The organism is Bacteroides sp. (assembly GCF_052357945.1).
Taxonomy (GTDB): domain Bacteria; phylum Bacteroidota; class Bacteroidia; order Bacteroidales; family Bacteroidaceae; genus Bacteroides.
Genome location: NZ_DAWCXD010000051.1, coordinates 1 through 17,376, shown reverse-complemented (window position 1 = coordinate 17,376; position 17,376 = coordinate 1). Strand labels below are relative to the sequence as shown.

Sequence of the window (17,376 nt, the reverse complement as noted above, 5' to 3'; positions counted from 1 at the left end):
GCCTACACTCTGGTTGAAGCGATGTCGTAGTACTGCAACAGCACTTCGTCTTCTTGCAGGAGCGATTCCTGAATATGATCTCCCACAGTGATGATCGCCTGATAATCTTTCTGCTTGTAGCACTCTTTGAAACCATAACGAAGTACTTCCAGACGAGTGTCTTTCATGCGTTTTGCCTTTGGTTTCTGAGCCTGTTCCAAGTAGAGATTGAATTCTTTCATCATCTTCTTACCGCGGATAAGTTCAAGATCGGCAGCCTTTTCAGGGTCAGGATTACGCCATTTACCATCGGAATCTTTAATAAAGTTCTCTTCAAGAATAACAATAAGTTCCGGCAAAACATCACCCTTCTTTGGTGCCACCATATTAGAAATCCACGTAGGGTAGATCTCTTGGTATGTTTTGGGGTTAACCAACTCGCGCTTTAACCATTCTATGCCATCTGCTTCACATCCAATAAAGAGTGCCATTGGTACCACACCTGTAGCTCTTTCTTTCATATTATTATATTCAGCCGCCTGATATGCCGTAAAAAACATACCGTCAATTTCCATATATCGTTCTCTCAAACCTTTTTGAAAATCTTGTGAACTAATAGGAATATTATAGCCTCTTAAAACAAAGAATGAAATTAAACGATCATATAAGATTCTTGCAGTCCTTTCAGCAATAGGAAGGAGTTTGTCTCCATCCATTATACAATATTTTAAAGATTTAGAGGATAGTCTATCATGTATAAAGTCCCAAACTTGATTCTCTGCATTACTATTAAACATTTTATTAATTAACGCCTCAGTTGGTTTATAACATGATATTGCTAAATCCTGTTTTACAGCAGTTGGTCCTAGCATGGAATGTAGTCCGCCTCGTTCTTTATTTAAATCTGTTACTGCAGATATGATAAAGCCGGCAGACTGAATAGAATATTGTAAACTATTCCAAAAAGAAGCAGACGTATTAGAGAACTCAACAGTCATCCAATGTCCAGGCTTTAGGACTCTATAGTATTCTTTTAGACAAGAAATCATGATTGACTGATATTCTGCAATACCCTTATGCTGTGTCTTATTTGAGATTGCCTCCTCTTTATTATTTGTTTTTACCTTTAACCACGACTCGGCAATAGTATTAAGTTCAGAATACATAATATTTGCACCGAATGGCGGATCGGTAAAAATATAGTCAATAGAATTATCAGGCAATGAAGATCTGGATGCTGAACAAACTTGTACAGCATTACCTTCATTGCATTGTTCAAGTGCCTTTATAACTTTGTTTGCCTGATATTCAAATTGATCTATAGGATTATTTTCAACATATTGAGGAGGTATGTACAATGTATTAGCCATTGGACCAACCAATGCACGACTACCATGTTGTGGCATATACCTATTCATCTTTGTTAACTTAGGTAACATCGATGTAAATATAAACATCAGTTCTTTTTTATACTCTTTGTAATCATCATGTATTAGTTTATAAAGGTAACCTAATACATATTTTGTTCTTTGTGGATATACTTGAGAAATCGTGTGACACCCTACTCTATAAGGGTCGCCAAATTTATCTCCTTCTCCAAAAGTATTATTTGGTACAAAGCCTTCAAAATTCGGAAGTTGAGTGTTAGGAATATCATTCGAAAAATAACGACCTTGTGCAGAATAATTTATTAAACAAGGGACATATTTTAGCTCCTTATAATTGCAATGATTTAAGTCATCATGCACATATTCAAATATGCTTTCAGCCTCCGTCCTTTTCTGTTCGGTACCACAATATGGACATTTAAGTTTATCGTACAAGATTTTAGTTTTATAATTATACGATAAATCGTGTACATTCAACTCTTTTCCGCAGTTATTACATGCCACGACTTCAGACCACACAATATAATTAATGTGACCAACACCTCCATACGGAGGCTTTATTTCATAAAAATGTGAAAATCTTTTATTCAAGGCCACCAATATAGCATCTACAACAAGCCTAAGTTTCTTGGAATTTACTTTATGATTGTAATTCGATGAAATATGAAAGCATAAAGGGCTTAAATCGCCACAAACCGCATGTCGAGCTCCCCAATTTGGTGTCATATATCCTGCATTCTCGTAATCTTTTTCAATGCTATTTTTTGACTCTGAATCAGGGTTACCACATGCTGTAGCAGCCACTCCTGTCATACCAGTCCCCATAAACCCATCAAGAATAATATCACCTGGCTGAGTATAATGAAGAATGTACCTCATTATTATTTGATGGGGAACTTTAGTATGATAACTATGAGCATTATAAATAGCGCTATTTTTACCGACTTTTATTCCATCTGTATATGGACCATCTACTTCAAATTCCGCACTACGCTTTCCTTGTCTTTCCAACTCCACTTTATCTTGTTCCCATTCTGCGATGAAATCATTAAGCCATGGATTTGGACAGGCTGTATAATAAGGAGGCTCGGAAAGGTTGATAATATCATCATCCTCTCCGATAGGAAATCCTTCAATTTTGCGTAGTTCAGGCAATTTCTTTCGCAATTCATCACGGAAGTATGCACGACGTGCATCGTCGCTTTCGAATTCCAAACCAAGACATATAACTTTCTCAGGAGTCAATTTCACTTCTTCCAACTCCTCATCTCTAAACAGATTCATATCAGTATTGCCCATATCTATATTTCTACATTATATTTTACTCTAAATTCTTCACTCACAATGGCCTTAACTTCCTCAATTAAAGACACAAAATCTTTATGGTAAGAGGTAAGGTTAGATACAACATCCTCAATGTTAACGGATGATTCCGTGCTTGAAGAATTGTAGTTCTTTAATAAAAACAGTATCGAATTTGGATCTTTAAATTCTTTATACCTCAATCCATTTCGATGCTTTAAACTATTTGCCTTATTCTTTACAAATTCACGAGAATCCCTTTTTGAGAATTCTGTAATACAGCTGTCTAAAACAAATATCTTTTTACATCCAATCAAAACCATATCAGTATTCTGAATTACATCCTCTTTTACCAATGTTGTATTATTTACCTTTTTCCCGATATAATACTGTTTGGCAATCCATAATGTTTGCAACAGAATATCGAAACACGAGTTATACCAAATAATTGCATTATTCAGGTATGCGGTTCGAATCCAATACTGTCCAAATGCACCACTATCCCATGGTATTGAACTATAAAGATGAAGTTTTCTGAATCCTTCATGCAAAGAGAATCTGGCTAATGCAAATGTATTATAGACATCTTGAAACAGTCTAGAAACTTCGATACAAATGGCAAGGTCTTCCTCTGATATATTTCCACTAAAAGACACTTGTGCTAATTGCAATTGATGCTTCTTTTCTAAGCCATTAATACTATTAGGCAGTTGCAGATCCTTACTCAATTGTTTATTCTCATCTACAAATTCTTTTAAAGAGAGAACCTGATTCTTATAGTGAAGTTTAATAGGATAGCCATCCCATTCATTTTCCGACAAATGGAATAAAGGGGCAAAACTATATTTGAGATTCAATCGCTCTATTAGAGTATTGAACTCACTTATAGTTTCATCTGAGGCTTTTCCGACTTCATTAAGAGGAATAAGCCGATCCTTATATTCAAAACACAATGTCGGTTTATCTTGCATAAGTTACTACTTTATGATTATACGAATATCTTCCGGACGGTGACCGGTGCTCTTCTGTTCAATGTACTCAGTCAAAGCATCAATGGCTTGTTGCTTAGTCATAGGGCGCGAGAAGATACGGAGCATGTCGTCATGAGAAATTTCTATTTTTGTGAAATTTCGCTGCAATTTGTTGATTATCTCAATTAATGGACGCGCAAATTGACGATTAAGTTTTATCTGCTCGCTTTCAAATTGTTCAATCAAGGATTTTTCATCAGCATTAAGTAGTTCTCGATTACGGTGAGTAGTCGGATCCTCCAAAGCCTCCGAAAATTCGTTAACATAATTCTCATAGATATCATTCAGTTCTTCTTTCAACTCTCCTACATCAGGAAGCTGGCTTCGTTGAACGGTCGGGTTGAAACTATCTATAGAGGTAGGCATTGATAAAATTGCCTGTTTGGTTACCTGCGGATTAGCCAGTTTCAGCATGGCAAGATTCTGCTTCCAAAGTTCATATCGTGAAGGATTGATAAATGAAGCCTCGGATACAATTTCGCAAATAGCATAGTTTTCACTTGCTTTTAATGCTTCTACTTTTTGATAATCCATTTCACATACATGAGCTTTTACATATTCGCCCATATACCAGTCAGCATAGCGATTCTTCAGAGCATCTAATTCTGCTTTATAAGCATTTCTTTCTGCTTCATCTTTTCCTACCACATCTTTCAGTTTGTCTATCGCATCACAAATATCCTTACGTAAGTTTGGTTCGTTGATATTTGAAAGAGCAGTGCGGAGATATGAAATGTAAGAGTCAAATTCTCTCAACTCTTTTAGCATTCGCTCTATTTTCTCAAGCTTCTGACGTGTTTCCTGCATTGTCGTGCGCACTAAATCCAAAGACCATTCGATATTGCGCATCTTTGCTTTTGAATTATAACGCTGAATTTGATTGGCCATCCCTTTTAGCCTGTCAAACTCATTATTAAGACTACGAGCCTCATCAGCGCTGATGATTTCTACACCTGCTGCAGAATAACCATTATGGATTCGATGCTGTAGTGTAACTACACGATCTTCTACATTCTTCGCTTTACTGCTTAGGTCGGCAAACACGCTGCTGTTCGGAACATCCAATTCTGCCGTACGATCTATACCCAAGAAACCTATCATCAGTTCACGTATCAAAGGAATATTAATTCCCTTAGGAGGACAGATATTAGAGAATGAGTAATTGTCTTGAGGCGCTATATTGTTGATACATGCAATATTACTTGCATTCAGACGATTACCTCCATTGAGTACAATCTCGATTTCTCCCAAAGCAGCCATTGTGCCCATAACAAGCATCTGAAGATCAGATTCAATGTGAAAATCCGATGAAAGATACTCATGTGTATCTGCAAAAAACAATTCAAGAATCTCATCGCGATTAACGACTTGTCCACCTTTGGATTCTAATTTTTGTTTTAGACTGCGAGCATATTGTGAATGTTCAGTAGAAAGGTGTCCGTCTTCCCACAATCCCAATCCCATCAGAATGGCCTCTCCATTACGGTTCATTGCCATAGGGTTGGCTATTTTAGAGCGTGCAGAGCGCAACATATTCTCTCTGTTTTCTTTAGTGAGAGGTTGAAGTAGCGCAGTAAACTTCGGATAACATGGATTTTCCGTTTCAAACTGTTGTTCCATGATAAATGAAGTTACATTACTTACGATATCAATTTTGGAATCGCCTTGCGCCCCTTGCATAACTTGTAGAGGATGTTGCTCTCCAACATATTCCACTTGTGTGTTTGTCAATAATTGCTCGTTGAATAAGTTACGGGCTTCCTTGAAGTATTTTTCGCGAAGAAGTTTATATTTTGGCTTTTCATCACTGCTGGCGCTACCTTCTTGAGAAAGAGCTGAACCATAAAGTGTCACTTTTTGTTTGAACTCTTCACTCAAGCCATCCATGATGAAATATACACTATCTATTTCCGAACCACGAGATTTTGCGGCATTATTAAAAATAGGCATAAAATAGATGTAGAAGTGCTGTTGCGGATGGGTAGTAGAGCGACTACTAGGATTACCCATAAAAATATAGCCTGCACGATTACATTTATGAGATTGCCATTCAATAGCGTGAGGCCAAATATTAAAGCCAGTACGATAGGTGTCACCTTCTACAGGAAGGACTTCTGCCAAGAACTTGAAGAAATATTCATCTTTCTGCTCCGGGCTCATCTGCAGCGTATAGTCTTTTACTTTTTGTTCATAATTGACACCACCTTCTATACGCAAATGATATTCATTGCTTTCACCTTTTTCAAAGTATTGTCCAATCGTAGCGGATACGATGGAATCAAGCACACGAGTAAATGCCAAATCAACAAGCTCGTCATAATTCTCACAAGTGCTATCAATATGGCAAAGATCATTTGCCAAAGAATCTGCGGTAACGCCATTAGCGTGAGACAAATCAGCCTGCAACATCTTGATGGATGCTGCTGATACAATACGGTGGGCCAACTTCTTCTTTGGAGCTAAACCTCTGGTGAAATTATCTTCTATCTTTTGGTCAATCAATGCGGCAATATCACTAACTTTACTTACATCTGGATCAGCCTTCAAGTCCACATTACTCAACATATCTTGCCAATAAGAATCATAGCAGATAAGTCCTGGTTCCGAATTCGGAACGTCATCTTCCATAATGCTCGCAAATTTACGAGAGAGTGTTTTCAACACTTCACGCTGACTTTTGCCGATACGGATAAGAGAGAAATTCTCAAAGTAGCTTGGGTGAACAGGGAAAAGATTAACGTATGTATCCAAGTTATTGTTCATATGAGGGAACATCACCGTAAATTGTGACAGATGCTGACGTATCTGTGCCTTTTGATGTTCGTTCTTCTGCAACAATCGCTGCTGGACAATGAATTGTACATCTTCTTTTTGGATGGTCAAATCGATATAGCGTTCATTGACATGACTCAGCATTTCCTTGGCAAACTGAAATTCAGGAGAACGATAAATTAACTCCTGCACGCCAAAAACCATACGGAAATGAGTACGGTCACTCATTTGTCCCAATGCTTGAAGCACAGCCAAATCTCTATTCAGTTTTGATGGCTCACTACGACCTTTCAAATAAGAAAGCATCTCGTCGATAACCAACATGAAACCTTTACCTTCGTGAACCTCCTCGAATGCAGCCATCATCAACTGTAGCTTTTCAGAATAGGTCGCAGGCGTAGTATCTTCAGAGATGGAATAATCAACTCCCCAAGCAGCCAATGCTTTATCAATCTGATAGCATACAATATCCCATAATTCCTGATTGTTACCCAATTCAAAACGATAAACCATGTATTTTCCTGCAATGGTTTTTAACCATTCCTTTGCTTTTTGGCTTTGCAGTAAAGGCAAATAATCCGCATTCTCAGCTATGATAGAGAATAACGACATCAAGTGTGATTTACCTGTACCATAGTTACCAACAATCTGAATACCTTTAGTTTCAGTCGTAGCATTCAAATCTAGTTTAGCACATATCTGAGGAATGATATGTGTTTCGTACAAGTTAGAACAAACAAAGTTCTTGACTAGTTTTGCACGATAGTCTTCATTATCAAGTTGGCCGAACTTGATAATCTCATCTATTGGATCAAATTGGATTAAATCTTTATATTTCATCGTAATGGATATTATGGGAAATGTCTGATAAATTAATAGAGTAATGTTGACCTATAGCTCCTGCCAAATAGAAACAACCGTTCTGAATGATTCCTTCTAAACATTCAACAATCAAAGTATATGATTTTGACCATGCACTAAATTTTGCATGCAAATCAAGATGAAGTGCGGGCTCAAATAGAATACCGATATTTCGGATAGCAATGTAGTCGCCAATTTCAAGGTCATGCTTGACATTCTCACTGACAATCTTTTCTATGGCTTCATCTGCTATCATAGGCAGGTGTCTATCAAGAAGTGATGATTCAATAGCATTAGCCAATAATACTCCCACATCCGTAAATACCATTCCTTCGGGATAATGCGAAGTGAACAGTAATTTATGGCGAGAGTCTATCGGTATGTATTGTTTCAACGTCTTCATCTTCAAACTAATCTTCAATTTTAGTTGAATTCAACAGTTCTTTTATGTCAACATCCAGCACACGAGCAATATCTCGTAGGGTCGCAATATCTGGTTGAGAGGTGTTAGTACACCATTTAGAAATAGTCGCAGGGTTTTTACCTAAAATTTCTGCAAGCCATTTACTTGTTCTCTTTTTCTCGACAAGAACTACTTTTATTCTATTCATATCGTCCATGCTGTAAATTTTATTGCTTTGAACGCAAATATAATTAAAATTCAATTACAACTATGCGATTTATAGCATAATTTTGTAGATTATCTATACTTTTCTTGTAGGTCTGTATCTTTTTTGCTGCACAACCACCCCTATCGCAAACATCAAGCACCTTCTCCGATAGGCTTCTTCCTCTTCGTCTGGTCTGCGGCCGTCCCAGGGGAGATCAGAAGTGGAACCTCCACCGCCACCGGAGGAGATGGCGACAGGGGTTCCGCCAATAAGAGCATCTGCAATGGTAAATATCTTTGTGCGGAGTGATGGATTTGCGAGTTGGTCAAGGATTGTTTCTAATGTGGATTTCAAGATATCGTTGTTTTCAGTGAGAGATTTGACATCATTTCGCAACTGGAAGAGTTCTCCGAAGTCCGCCAGGATATTTTGTTGAGCTGCTGCGACCTGCTTTGCGGCTTCATTCCTGTATAGCGATTCTATTTTGCGGACAATATCGGTGAAAGACTTCTCTATATGCTGATTTTGGCGTTCTACCCATTTGTCAGTACCGAACACAGGTACTTTCTCTGTAATTCTTGGTGGAGTGAAATCCACGTTGTGATTTCGGAACGGCTGAACAACAGAGCGAGCCTTTGCTGCATCTTTTGTAAGTTGTTCCAATTCCAGTTCTTTTGCGTGGAGCTTGCCGGCCTTGTCGTCAAGTTTGGTCTGATATTCGGCAAGGAGTTTCTGTATATCGGTTTTCTGTGCTTCATATTTATCGAGAGTTATCTTACCGGAAGCCAGTTCCTGTTCCGCCTTTTCAAGTTGTTGGTTATAACTGAAAATCTTTGATTCTAAATGTCGCATCATGGATTGAAGTCCCTTGACTGCTTTCTCCGCTTGCTTCGCATCTTTGGTAAGTTTGCGGATATAGTCTCGCTTGTGCAAATGCTGAACATTGCGCCCAACAATGCTATCACCACGCTCCAACCCATACTTGCTACCAACCTCATCATAGAGTGAGGTGTGCATTTCCCGAAGAATCTGTCCGTATTCGTAGCGGCTCTTGCCAAACTTAGCCGACCACATGACGCATTCACGTCCGCTTTTGGCTCGTTGTCCGACAGGAACGATCAAGGCATGGATATGCGGGCTGCTCTCATCAAGATGAACCTGAAAGCCGATTATGTTTTCCTGTCCGTACCGTTTGGCGCACCAGTCATAGACATCTTTTGCCCATTGTTCAATTTCTGGACATCGCTGGAGATGGCTGTTGTCTGCACCCTTGTCCAGATTTACGGTTTGGGTTCCAAATGCCATCTCAAGTGTACGGTCATGATTGCCTCCGAAGATAAATTTCGCACAACAGTTTGGTTGAATTTTGCTGTCCAGCTTGAAGGGTTTCCAGCCCAGTTCAGTCAACCGTTCCTGCAAACGTACTTCAAGCGATTTCTCTTGATAGCCTAACGGATGAACTTTCCCATCGGGCCCAATCTCGAAATTCAGTTTCATTCGGGTCTTGTCATAGTGATTGGTCGGATCCTGATTCTTTCTGTCAATCTTGTCGTCATTCCAATGCCTTTCGTTTTCATTCGCCTCTGCTGTGCCGAATGACTTCCCGGCTTCGACATGCATGGCCTGTTTAATATCTGTGTTCATATAGGATATTCTTTTGATAAATGATTAATATTTGAGCTTGCTCTTGTGCCAGTCCGCTCTGCGGGACAATGACCGGATTTTATTGCCGCCAGGCAAAAAGTCCTTATTGTGTTAAGGACTTTCTATAAATCCTCGGAACAAGTTCCTTTACTATTCAATAAGTTCCAGATCCAGTTCATCAATGAGCAACTGCAATGCTGGATTACGTTGTATCATCTGATGGAGTATCTGTCTCTTTGATGGTGAATACAGAAAGAAGTCTGCAATGTCCAATCCTTGGCTGCGTTGCTCTTCATCGGATGTACATTCCAAAACATTGGACACAACAACCCGTTTGCATATTCCAGACAACAAAGCAGACTTTTCTTTCCATTGTTCGGTCGCTCCTAAATCAGGGATGAGAGTAACCTCCCTGCCTTTGAGAACCTGCATAGCTTCACTATTGAAACAACCGTTCTTTCCACCTGTTGCCAACCATATATAATCGGGGATAAAATGGCTCATTACAACAGCGGTCTTTTCGCTTTCCACCAGCATTACCGGAGATGATGAATTTTTCAGAAGATGTTCCCCATACAGGCACTGCTTTAAATGGAAATCCTGCAATTTTAATTCAGAGTGCGCCCAACTGACAAAAGCCTGAGGCTCTTTAACCCGATGTCCTGTCTCCGCATTATAGCACATTACCTTACCAGTTCTTACCTGTCCATTTATATCTATCTGCCAGAAAACCGTTGCGCCTCCCCATTTTGAAGACGTCCCTATGCGATACATTTCAAACAATCTGCTTGTCTCATTTTCACCAAATACATGACAGAAATACTGATATAAGGGGTTGATTGAATAATGTGACAAACTCCTTAACACATAAGATGATGAAATATACGAAGGAATAATACAAGCCGGAATATTATATGCCGGCTTATAAGGGGCAGAAAGGAGTGACTTACCAGATTTCTCATTCATTTCCAACACATCAGGATTATCCTTGAAGTATTCCTTAGGTGTGTAATGATAGCCGCAACTGTTCTCGTGATCACACTTGCCGACATTATCGGGAAAGCTAATGACGCCCTGTTCATCAATATACTTGACAAAACATCGGCTTTTACCACAGTTCGGACAAGTAGTCTTACTTCCGTGCAGGTATTTCTGTAAATGGAATCTGTATTCACTCATGGTCCTCTGATTTTAGTGTGGTTGCACTCTGCACTTTTGCACTTTGAGAAGATTGCACGGTATCTTGACAAGATGAAAGTGCAATAGTGCAAGGTGCATCAGTGTTTTCTGTCATAAGTTTGCGATAGACTCCATGCTGAAGCTTTTCTATAAGAGGGTGTTTAAGCCGGCATAATTGGTCAAGCGCATAATAGACGGTACGCCGGGACATATCAACTTTTCTACCGGCAATGACAGCATCCCCGGAAGTAAATCTCTCTCCTAGCAGGGAGAGCCACGCTTCCTTCATTTCGCCGATACTGTTTATGACAATGGCTTCCTGAATCCTCCGGTATGTTTCCTCATAATAATCAATCATACGGATTGCCGATTCTACGGAATCCCACTCAATATATTGCATATCTCCACTGTCAGTAGCCCATTTCATTACCTGAAATAACAGGGCAAGACGTGCTACATGGCCGTTGAGTTTCATCTTGCGGCTTTCAACATCCGCATCATCCTCAATGGCATTTACAGCATCGATAATTTCATTGTACCATTCATAAAAGTATTCTTCCGCATCGTCAGACATTGTAAGGATACGGGGATTGACCGTTGTACCCTTGTCATCAAGAATACAGGGGATGCTTAAGATTCTGTTGATTATTGTCCTCCATTGATTCATGATGTCAGGACGGGCTGTATTCCGTTCTTCCCGTCTCCATCCGGATATCTTCCTGTTTTTTGGATAAGCAAATAGAAAGCGGTCAAGCAATCCGTTGGCAAGGAACTCTGCACGGAAGACTTCCTGCAGCATATTCGTCTGTACTGAACCGATGACATTTATACATGGATTCTTGATTAGAACAGGACGTGATTCTGATTTGCGGATAATCTTTAACGGCTGTCCGCTATAAGCTGTCAGCAGATCTTCAATGAGGTTGTTTTTGCTGTTGTACCTTTTGACGGAATTGAACAAAGCCAGGATTTCATCGACGACCAATGTTATCCCACGCTGATTATGCTGATGAATATTCATCATCGCCTCCGGGGTAGAGTCATAAATGACCGTCGTTACAAAATTCGGTTTCTTGAGCAGTTGTTCTTCCCCGTCACTTCCGCGCTTGCCTGTTGACATGGCTCTTTCATATTCGTCATATTCCTCGTTATATTTCTCATGCAGCCGATCATCATACTCATTAATCGGCTTATAGATAAAACCGAGGGGAGGAGTCTTTCCAAGTCCGGGACGACCTACCAACATCATATAAAGGGATGGGCAAGTTTTCCACTCGCCCTTTATACGGATATGACAAGAATTTCCTATTGCAGTAGCAACAGCGGAAAGAATAATAGACGCAGTATATTCCACATTGAAATTTTCGTATCTGGCAAGATTGAGGATAATCTCCTGTATCCTGTCCGGGAAGGCATCTAACGGAAGACCTGTTTCCGGAATGTCTTCTACTTCCGAACGAAGCATGTTGGTCAAATGAATGGTGTCAAACATAGCCACCTCCTTCCTGTTTGGGAAGTTCATCACCAATAGCGAAAGCTTCATAATGGAAACGGCGCAGAAAACGATCCACATCCTCCTGCGTGTACCAGTATTTATCACCTTCACGCGAGTAGCCGAGATAACCGTTGTCTCGCAACTTTTTCAGATACTTATCTTTAATGTTCAACATCTCCATCAAAGACTTGTTATCATAAAGACGATGCCCACTTTCATGAGCCAGAGGCGGCAGTTTCTCCTGTTTCTCTACTATGCTGAGAATCTTTTCAAGCAGTTCCCGGTCGCATAGTTTCTTTTCTCCATTTAATTTTTGAGCCATAGTTTATCGTATTATGGCTTAACCTTCCTTATGCACACTCGGACTGTAAGCCGGGTTTACGTGCTATGATACGACTGTGCACATCGTACCAAAAGCACGATGCAAAGGTTCAAACTCCTTAGGAATCTTGGTGTTAGAATGAATTAGATACTATGTTAGAGATCGTGTTAGAGTTGTATATAACACGGAGGTGATGAGCTTATAACCTGCTGCTTGTCAAACAAAAAAAGAGTAGCACATTGGCTACTCAAATAACTTGTCAATTTTCTCAAATCCTGTAGGCGCAGCTTTGTTTTTTCGAGTATGCCTTGATTGGGTCAAATCTTTCATGTTAAATAACTTATCTAATTCAGTACCCGGAAATAATTCCACTCTGCCAGGCATCCAGTACATCTTCTCATCATATATTGTTTTTTCAGGATAATCTTCGCAATAGATACGTCCGCACATATATGCAAGAAGGACTTTGTTCAAAGTCCATTCATAATGGTCATCGTTGATAATGATATATTCTTCTTCAATGGCTTTATCAAAGATCTTTCTTGCCAATTCAGTATCAAGCCGAGACGGTAAAGTCACTTTATGGCGATCTGGAACCATATCTTCTTGCACAGATTCAGTTTCTGTGATTTTCTTTCCCTTAATTCGCTTCTTTTGATGCAAGTCCTCTGCTGCATATATCAGCGTTATTGCACATCCGATAGCGGTACTGATTCCCACAATGACAGCCGTGCCGGTTTCTGTTCCCCAAGATGGACGAAGCACCCCTAATCCAAGAAGGATGAGGATACCGATAATGGCAGTGAGCCCTACACCCCAGAATACCTTACGGCTGTTTAACTTGTATATATAGGTTACAGCCAGTACAATAAGGAATCCTGCTATCAGGATACATGCAACTCGAAATGGCAATGATATCATGTTTCTTTATCTTTTCACAGTGATTATATAGTCAAGTTGATTAATTCTCCGCTTAGTTTTGCCACCTCCGCCGACAGCGTCTCCGGCAGGAAACGGGCATAAACCTTCTCTGTAATATCCGTGCTGCTATGTCCGAGCAGACGGCTGACTACCGACATGGATAATCCCTTGTTCAGCGCAAAAACCGCAAACGAGTGACGGGCAGCGTGCATCGAGAGACTGAACGGAAGGCCGATCTGCTCACCGACAACGGCCAGTGACTGATTAATGCATTTAGTGGCATTGTTACGGGCTTTGTACAGTGCCTCCGCATCATCCAAATCCAAAGTCTCTTTTACAAGGTTGAACACATACCGGCATCCCTCACGTTTTTCCCGCCATTGCTGTAAGATATGTAATGCAGGTTCAGTAAGCGGTATGACATGTCGTTTGTTTGTCTTTATCATAATCTTCCGCAACTCTTTCCTTGCGAAGTCGATATGTTTCCATTGCAGGGTCATCACATCCACTACACGGAGACCGCAGGCGTGGAACGCAAAGAAGAACATTTCCAGAAATTCTTTTCTGCGCGGTTCTGTACAGGTCTTGTAATATTCAAGCAATGCCGCCATCTGTTCCTTACTGAGACTTTTGCCGTCAAACTCTGCTTCTTCTTCAGAAAGCGATACCTTAGTTACAATGCGCATATCCTGAATCCTTGCATTGACGGCAGGTTCCATCATCCCCATTTCACAGGCGTATGCACACGCTTTTAGAATCGGAGTCAAAGAGTGGTTGATAGTGGCATCACTGTTCTGCTTGATTTCCCTGCGCCATGATATATAGCTGTCTAACAGCTCCGGAGTCATATCGCCTACATAAATACTGTCAGAACGATAGGTTCCCTGTCGGGTAGCCCTCAGAAATGTCTGGAATATATTCATGCAGCTCTTTCCGTTTTCATACCGGCTCCTTCCGATTCTGTTTCTTGCATAGTCTGAAGAAAGACGTTCCAATGTAAACTCTACGAAGTCCTTCCCTTGATCACGACGCGCAAGAGGTTTGTCCGCAAGAAAGCCGGATACGACATCAACGGTTATCTGATTAGGATGTTTTTCGTTATATTCGGCAAGTAGCGAATCTATACGTTCAACACGTGCCAGCAATAACTGGTTAAGTCGTTTGGATTCACCGCCATGACTTGCACGTATTTCACCTCGTCCCTGATTACCGTTCTGGTTCCAGTCCGCAACCTTGACAAAGACATTCGTTGTCTTACGGATTACCTGCCTGTTCCAAGTGTATTCCAACTCGACAGGATAGGCTTTTTCCTTGTCAACCACTTTCGGCGTGCGAAGGCGATATTTGCCCAATGGATATAGTCTTTTCGGTCTTCCCATATGCTTTTCCTCCCAATTCAATATTCCTGAGGAGAAGCAAAGGTAATGTATTTTAGACAAACAAACCCAGTTTTTGAGAAGAAAAACCGCAATTTAGACAAACAAACCGCACCATATAACACCATAAAACATCAGCGCGACAAACAAATTTTCATTGTTTATCGCGCTGTAATTTAATAATTTAGCTTACTTATAAGCCGTCAATATTCTTCCTCGTTAAAGAAGAAATCCTCCTTACTAGGATAATCCGGCCAAATATCTTCGATACTCTCATAGATTTCGCCCTCATCTTCCATCTCTTGGAGATTCTCAATAACTTCAAGAGGAGCACCCGAACGCATGGCATAATCAATCAATTCGTCCTTGGTTGCCGGCCAGGGAGCATCTTCAAGTTTTGATGCTAGTTCCAATGTCCAATACATAATCTTGAGTATTTAAAATGAATACTAAATTTGTCTCGTTTTCTATTTTTCGGCAAAAGTATAATAAAATCTATCATTTCCAACTATTATCCCAAAATATTTCATTATTTTGCTCATCAAAATTAATTTTTCGGGATAATACAAACAAATAATCTGATAATCTGTTGACAAATGCTAATACTTCGGGAGAAATTGTACAAGTTTCGGATAAAGCCAGAATACGTCTCTCGGCTCTCCTGCAAATAGTACGGCAAACATGACAAACGGCTGCTCCACGACTCCCGCCGGGAATGATGAAAGCGCAAAGTTCGGGCAGTTGTTCGTCCAGCTTATCAATCTCCCGCTCAATATTCTCCACGTTTTCGGGAGTTATGATGCTGGCAGCCTTCAGTTGCGTTTTTTCCTGGTCGGTGGCCAGATGTGAACCGATGGCAAATAGCTTATGCTGAATACTCAAAATGAAATCACGGTCTGATTCATCCTGCAGATAGGTATTCAACCATCCTAGATGAGAATTTAGTTCATCCACAGTTCCGTAAGCTTCCAGACGGATATGGGTCTTTGGAACGCGACTTCCGCCGACAAGACTGGTAGTTCCTTTATCTCCGGTCTTTGTATATACAAGGCTCTTTTTCATAATCTTCTTTTTTACTTATTATAAGGTAAACGTACAAAGGTTCTTAGAAGTTGACAATATACTGCTGTTTTATCTTCGTTTTATCAAAAAATAATAAACCGACGTCGTAGAGGTCGAAGGTGATGCCTACTCTTTCATCAGCCTGCAGCTTTTTCCAAAGTGCTTTCATCTCTTTGGAATAGCAGATGCCATGGACTACAAATACACTTTTAGGAGTGGTGCGATGTGCACAGACCCGGAAGGCTTCTTCCAGTAAATCGGGATTCCGGTAGTCATTCAGATACAGAAAGTCAACTGAAGTGTCTGCATCCAGAAACAGTTCCGACAAGTCGGAAGCAAAGAGGTAGGAAGCCGATGGTTTAGCGGATTGTAAGTAGAGGGTTGTGGAGGAAGGACGCCCAACTTCTATAATCGTATCAGGCTGCACTTTATTCACCAACCGGAACAGGAAACAGTTTACCTTTTGAGAACCTTTAGTCCACCCACGCTCTCTTATCATCTTTTTTTGTTCTTTTTTCAAAGAAGAATAGGCATAGTAAGGCATCTTCTCATAAATCACATCGGTAATCAGGCTAAAAGCAAAAGGGGAATGTACGCCATATCCGCAACGATAACGAAAGCGGGAAAGCCAGATAAAAGGTCTTTTTATACAGAGTAGAAGATTCATAAAACAATCATTCGTATTTTTATTCTCCCGACAAAGATATATTTTTTTATTGAAAAAGGGTCGGTTCCCATAAAGAACCGACCCTCATACTCATTTATTCCAAGTTACTACTGTAGTCTGAATGATACCGGTACAGTAAATTTCACTCGAACTTTCTTACCATTTTGCACTCCGGGAGTCCATTTCGGCATAGAACTTATCACGCGGATAGCTTCTTTATCCAAATAAGGATCAACCCCTCGCACAACTTCAGGATTGGAAATCGTTCCGTCTTTGTCTACAACAAACTGAACAATGACTTTTCCTTGTGAACCAGTTTCCTGCGAAATCGTTGGATATTTGATATTACTACTTAAATATTTCATTAAAGCAGCTGTACCTCCAATAAACTCCGGCATGACTTCAACACTTACGTGAATAACGTCTTCAACTACCGTTTCTGTTTCTACCACTGGGGGTATCCAAATAACATCATGAACTGCATTCATATCCTCTGACACTGTAGAAACGTTATCCGTCACCTCTATATTATTTTCCACTATTTCGAACAATTCTGTTACCTTAGTTTCGGGAGGAGGAGGCGGTTCCAGTTTCTCGTCTGGGAATGTGATTGGAACTAGCTCTGTTACAAAGATGGATTCATCATCTGGTGATAGTGCTGCAACTCTGACATCATGTTGTGTCCATTCGAACGAAACGAACATGAAGGCTAGCGCAACAACCAAACCCATCAACAACCAAGAACCCCGTTGATTCTCAATTGCAG

The 17,376-nt window shown here is 40.2% G+C and carries 15 protein-coding genes; all 15 read right to left on the bottom strand.

All coding sequences use genetic code 11. The features are described from left to right. Positions 1 to 2: 2 nt before the first annotated feature. A complete protein-coding gene (locus ACT8YW_RS11340) occupies positions 3 to 2,666 on the bottom strand; it encodes a DNA methyltransferase (protein WP_250716303.1) in 2,664 nt (887 codons plus the stop codon). A gap of 2 nt (positions 2,667 to 2,668) precedes the next feature. Next, positions 2,669 to 3,640, bottom strand: a complete 972-nt coding sequence (locus ACT8YW_RS11335) for a hypothetical protein (protein ID WP_444104962.1) — start codon at positions 3,638 to 3,640, stop codon at positions 2,669 to 2,671. Between the two features lie 6 nt (positions 3,641 to 3,646). Continuing rightward, entirely contained in the window at positions 3,647 to 7,312 is a 3,666-nt protein-coding gene (locus tag ACT8YW_RS11330) for a DUF6079 family protein (RefSeq protein WP_250716305.1), read from the bottom strand. Further along, the gene (locus ACT8YW_RS11325; RefSeq protein WP_444104961.1) at positions 7,302 to 7,736 is read right to left on the bottom strand and encodes a hypothetical protein; all 435 of its coding nucleotides are present in this window, start codon (positions 7,734 to 7,736) and stop codon (positions 7,302 to 7,304) included. The genes ACT8YW_RS11330 and ACT8YW_RS11325 overlap by 11 nt, the downstream gene beginning before the upstream one ends. A 7-nt stretch (positions 7,737 to 7,743) precedes the next feature. Further along, positions 7,744 to 7,953 carry a helix-turn-helix transcriptional regulator gene (locus tag ACT8YW_RS11320; RefSeq protein WP_250716307.1) on the bottom strand — a complete coding sequence of 70 codons (210 nt, stop codon included), beginning with the start codon at positions 7,951 to 7,953 and terminating at the stop codon, positions 7,744 to 7,746. An 84-nt stretch (positions 7,954 to 8,037) separates the two neighbouring features. Further along, the gene (gene mobV, locus ACT8YW_RS11315) at positions 8,038 to 9,588 is read right to left on the bottom strand and encodes a MobV family relaxase (RefSeq protein ID WP_250716308.1); all 1,551 of its coding nucleotides are present in this window, start codon (positions 9,586 to 9,588) and stop codon (positions 8,038 to 8,040) included. A 150-nt stretch (positions 9,589 to 9,738) separates the two neighbouring features. After that, positions 9,739 to 10,767, bottom strand: a complete 1,029-nt coding sequence (locus ACT8YW_RS11310) for a DUF6371 domain-containing protein (RefSeq protein ID WP_118113116.1) — start codon at positions 10,765 to 10,767, stop codon at positions 9,739 to 9,741. After that, on the bottom strand, positions 10,760 to 12,259 hold the full coding sequence (locus ACT8YW_RS11305; RefSeq protein ID WP_250716318.1) for a DUF3987 domain-containing protein: 1,500 nt from the start codon (positions 12,257 to 12,259) through the stop codon (positions 10,760 to 10,762). The genes ACT8YW_RS11310 and ACT8YW_RS11305 overlap by 8 nt, the downstream gene beginning before the upstream one ends. Beyond that, complete coding sequence (locus ACT8YW_RS11300) at positions 12,252 to 12,584, bottom strand: helix-turn-helix domain-containing protein (RefSeq protein WP_013611297.1); 333 nt, start codon at positions 12,582 to 12,584, stop codon at positions 12,252 to 12,254. Before ACT8YW_RS11300 ends, ACT8YW_RS11305 begins: the two co-directional genes overlap by 8 nt. 243 nt (positions 12,585 to 12,827) lie before the next feature. Further along, positions 12,828 to 13,505 carry a hypothetical protein gene (locus ACT8YW_RS11295; RefSeq protein ID WP_013611298.1) on the bottom strand — a complete coding sequence of 226 codons (678 nt, stop codon included), beginning with the start codon at positions 13,503 to 13,505 and terminating at the stop codon, positions 12,828 to 12,830. Between the two features lie 23 nt (positions 13,506 to 13,528). After that, the gene (locus ACT8YW_RS11290; RefSeq protein ID WP_013611299.1) at positions 13,529 to 14,884 is read right to left on the bottom strand and encodes a site-specific integrase; all 1,356 of its coding nucleotides are present in this window, start codon (positions 14,882 to 14,884) and stop codon (positions 13,529 to 13,531) included. A gap of 200 nt (positions 14,885 to 15,084) precedes the next feature. Further along, positions 15,085 to 15,306, bottom strand: a complete 222-nt coding sequence (locus tag ACT8YW_RS11285; RefSeq protein WP_002558131.1) for a DUF2795 domain-containing protein — start codon at positions 15,304 to 15,306, stop codon at positions 15,085 to 15,087. A 73-nt stretch (positions 15,307 to 15,379) separates the two neighbouring features. Then, positions 15,380 to 15,943, bottom strand: a complete 564-nt coding sequence (locus ACT8YW_RS11280; RefSeq protein ID WP_004302366.1) for a cob(I)yrinic acid a,c-diamide adenosyltransferase — start codon at positions 15,941 to 15,943, stop codon at positions 15,380 to 15,382. Positions 15,944 to 15,986: 43 nt separating this feature from the next. Continuing rightward, positions 15,987 to 16,610, bottom strand: a complete 624-nt coding sequence (locus ACT8YW_RS11275; RefSeq protein ID WP_444104956.1) for a hypothetical protein — start codon at positions 16,608 to 16,610, stop codon at positions 15,987 to 15,989. 107 nt (positions 16,611 to 16,717) lie between these two features. Beyond that, positions 16,718 to 17,376 (bottom strand): energy transducer TonB (locus tag ACT8YW_RS11270; RefSeq protein ID WP_444104954.1); only part of this gene is annotated, 659 nt, incomplete at its 5' end.

What these genes read in the sequence shown, in the direction of transcription:
- ACT8YW_RS11285 (WP_002558131.1), bottom strand. Translation starts at nt 15,306, where the DNA reads ATGTATTGGACATTGGAACTAGCATCAAAACTTGAAGATGCTCCCTGG.
- ACT8YW_RS11325 (WP_444104961.1), bottom strand. Translation starts at nt 7,736, where the DNA reads ATGAAGACGTTGAAACAATACATACCGATAGACTCTCGCCATAAATTA.
- ACT8YW_RS11290 (WP_013611299.1), bottom strand. Translation starts at nt 14,884, where the DNA reads ATGGGAAGACCGAAAAGACTATATCCATTGGGCAAATATCGCCTTCGC.
- ACT8YW_RS11275 (WP_444104956.1), bottom strand. Translation starts at nt 16,610, where the DNA reads ATGAATCTTCTACTCTGTATAAAAAGACCTTTTATCTGGCTTTCCCGC.
- ACT8YW_RS11310 (WP_118113116.1), bottom strand. Translation starts at nt 10,767, where the DNA reads ATGAGTGAATACAGATTCCATTTACAGAAATACCTGCACGGAAGTAAG.
- ACT8YW_RS11335 (WP_444104962.1), bottom strand. Translation starts at nt 3,640, where the DNA reads ATGCAAGATAAACCGACATTGTGTTTTGAATATAAGGATCGGCTTATT.
- ACT8YW_RS11300 (WP_013611297.1), bottom strand. Translation starts at nt 12,584, where the DNA reads ATGGCTCAAAAATTAAATGGAGAAAAGAAACTATGCGACCGGGAACTG.
- ACT8YW_RS11330 (WP_250716305.1), bottom strand. Translation starts at nt 7,312, where the DNA reads ATGAAATATAAAGATTTAATCCAATTTGATCCAATAGATGAGATTATC.
- ACT8YW_RS11280 (WP_004302366.1), bottom strand. Translation starts at nt 15,943, where the DNA reads ATGAAAAAGAGCCTTGTATATACAAAGACCGGAGATAAAGGAACTACC.
- ACT8YW_RS11320 (WP_250716307.1), bottom strand. Translation starts at nt 7,953, where the DNA reads ATGGACGATATGAATAGAATAAAAGTAGTTCTTGTCGAGAAAAAGAGA.
- ACT8YW_RS11340 (WP_250716303.1), bottom strand. Translation starts at nt 2,666, where the DNA reads ATGGGCAATACTGATATGAATCTGTTTAGAGATGAGGAGTTGGAAGAA.
- ACT8YW_RS11305 (WP_250716318.1), bottom strand. Translation starts at nt 12,259, where the DNA reads ATGTTTGACACCATTCATTTGACCAACATGCTTCGTTCGGAAGTAGAA.
- mobV (WP_250716308.1), bottom strand. Translation starts at nt 9,588, where the DNA reads ATGAACACAGATATTAAACAGGCCATGCATGTCGAAGCCGGGAAGTCA.
- ACT8YW_RS11295 (WP_013611298.1), bottom strand. Translation starts at nt 13,505, where the DNA reads ATGATATCATTGCCATTTCGAGTTGCATGTATCCTGATAGCAGGATTC.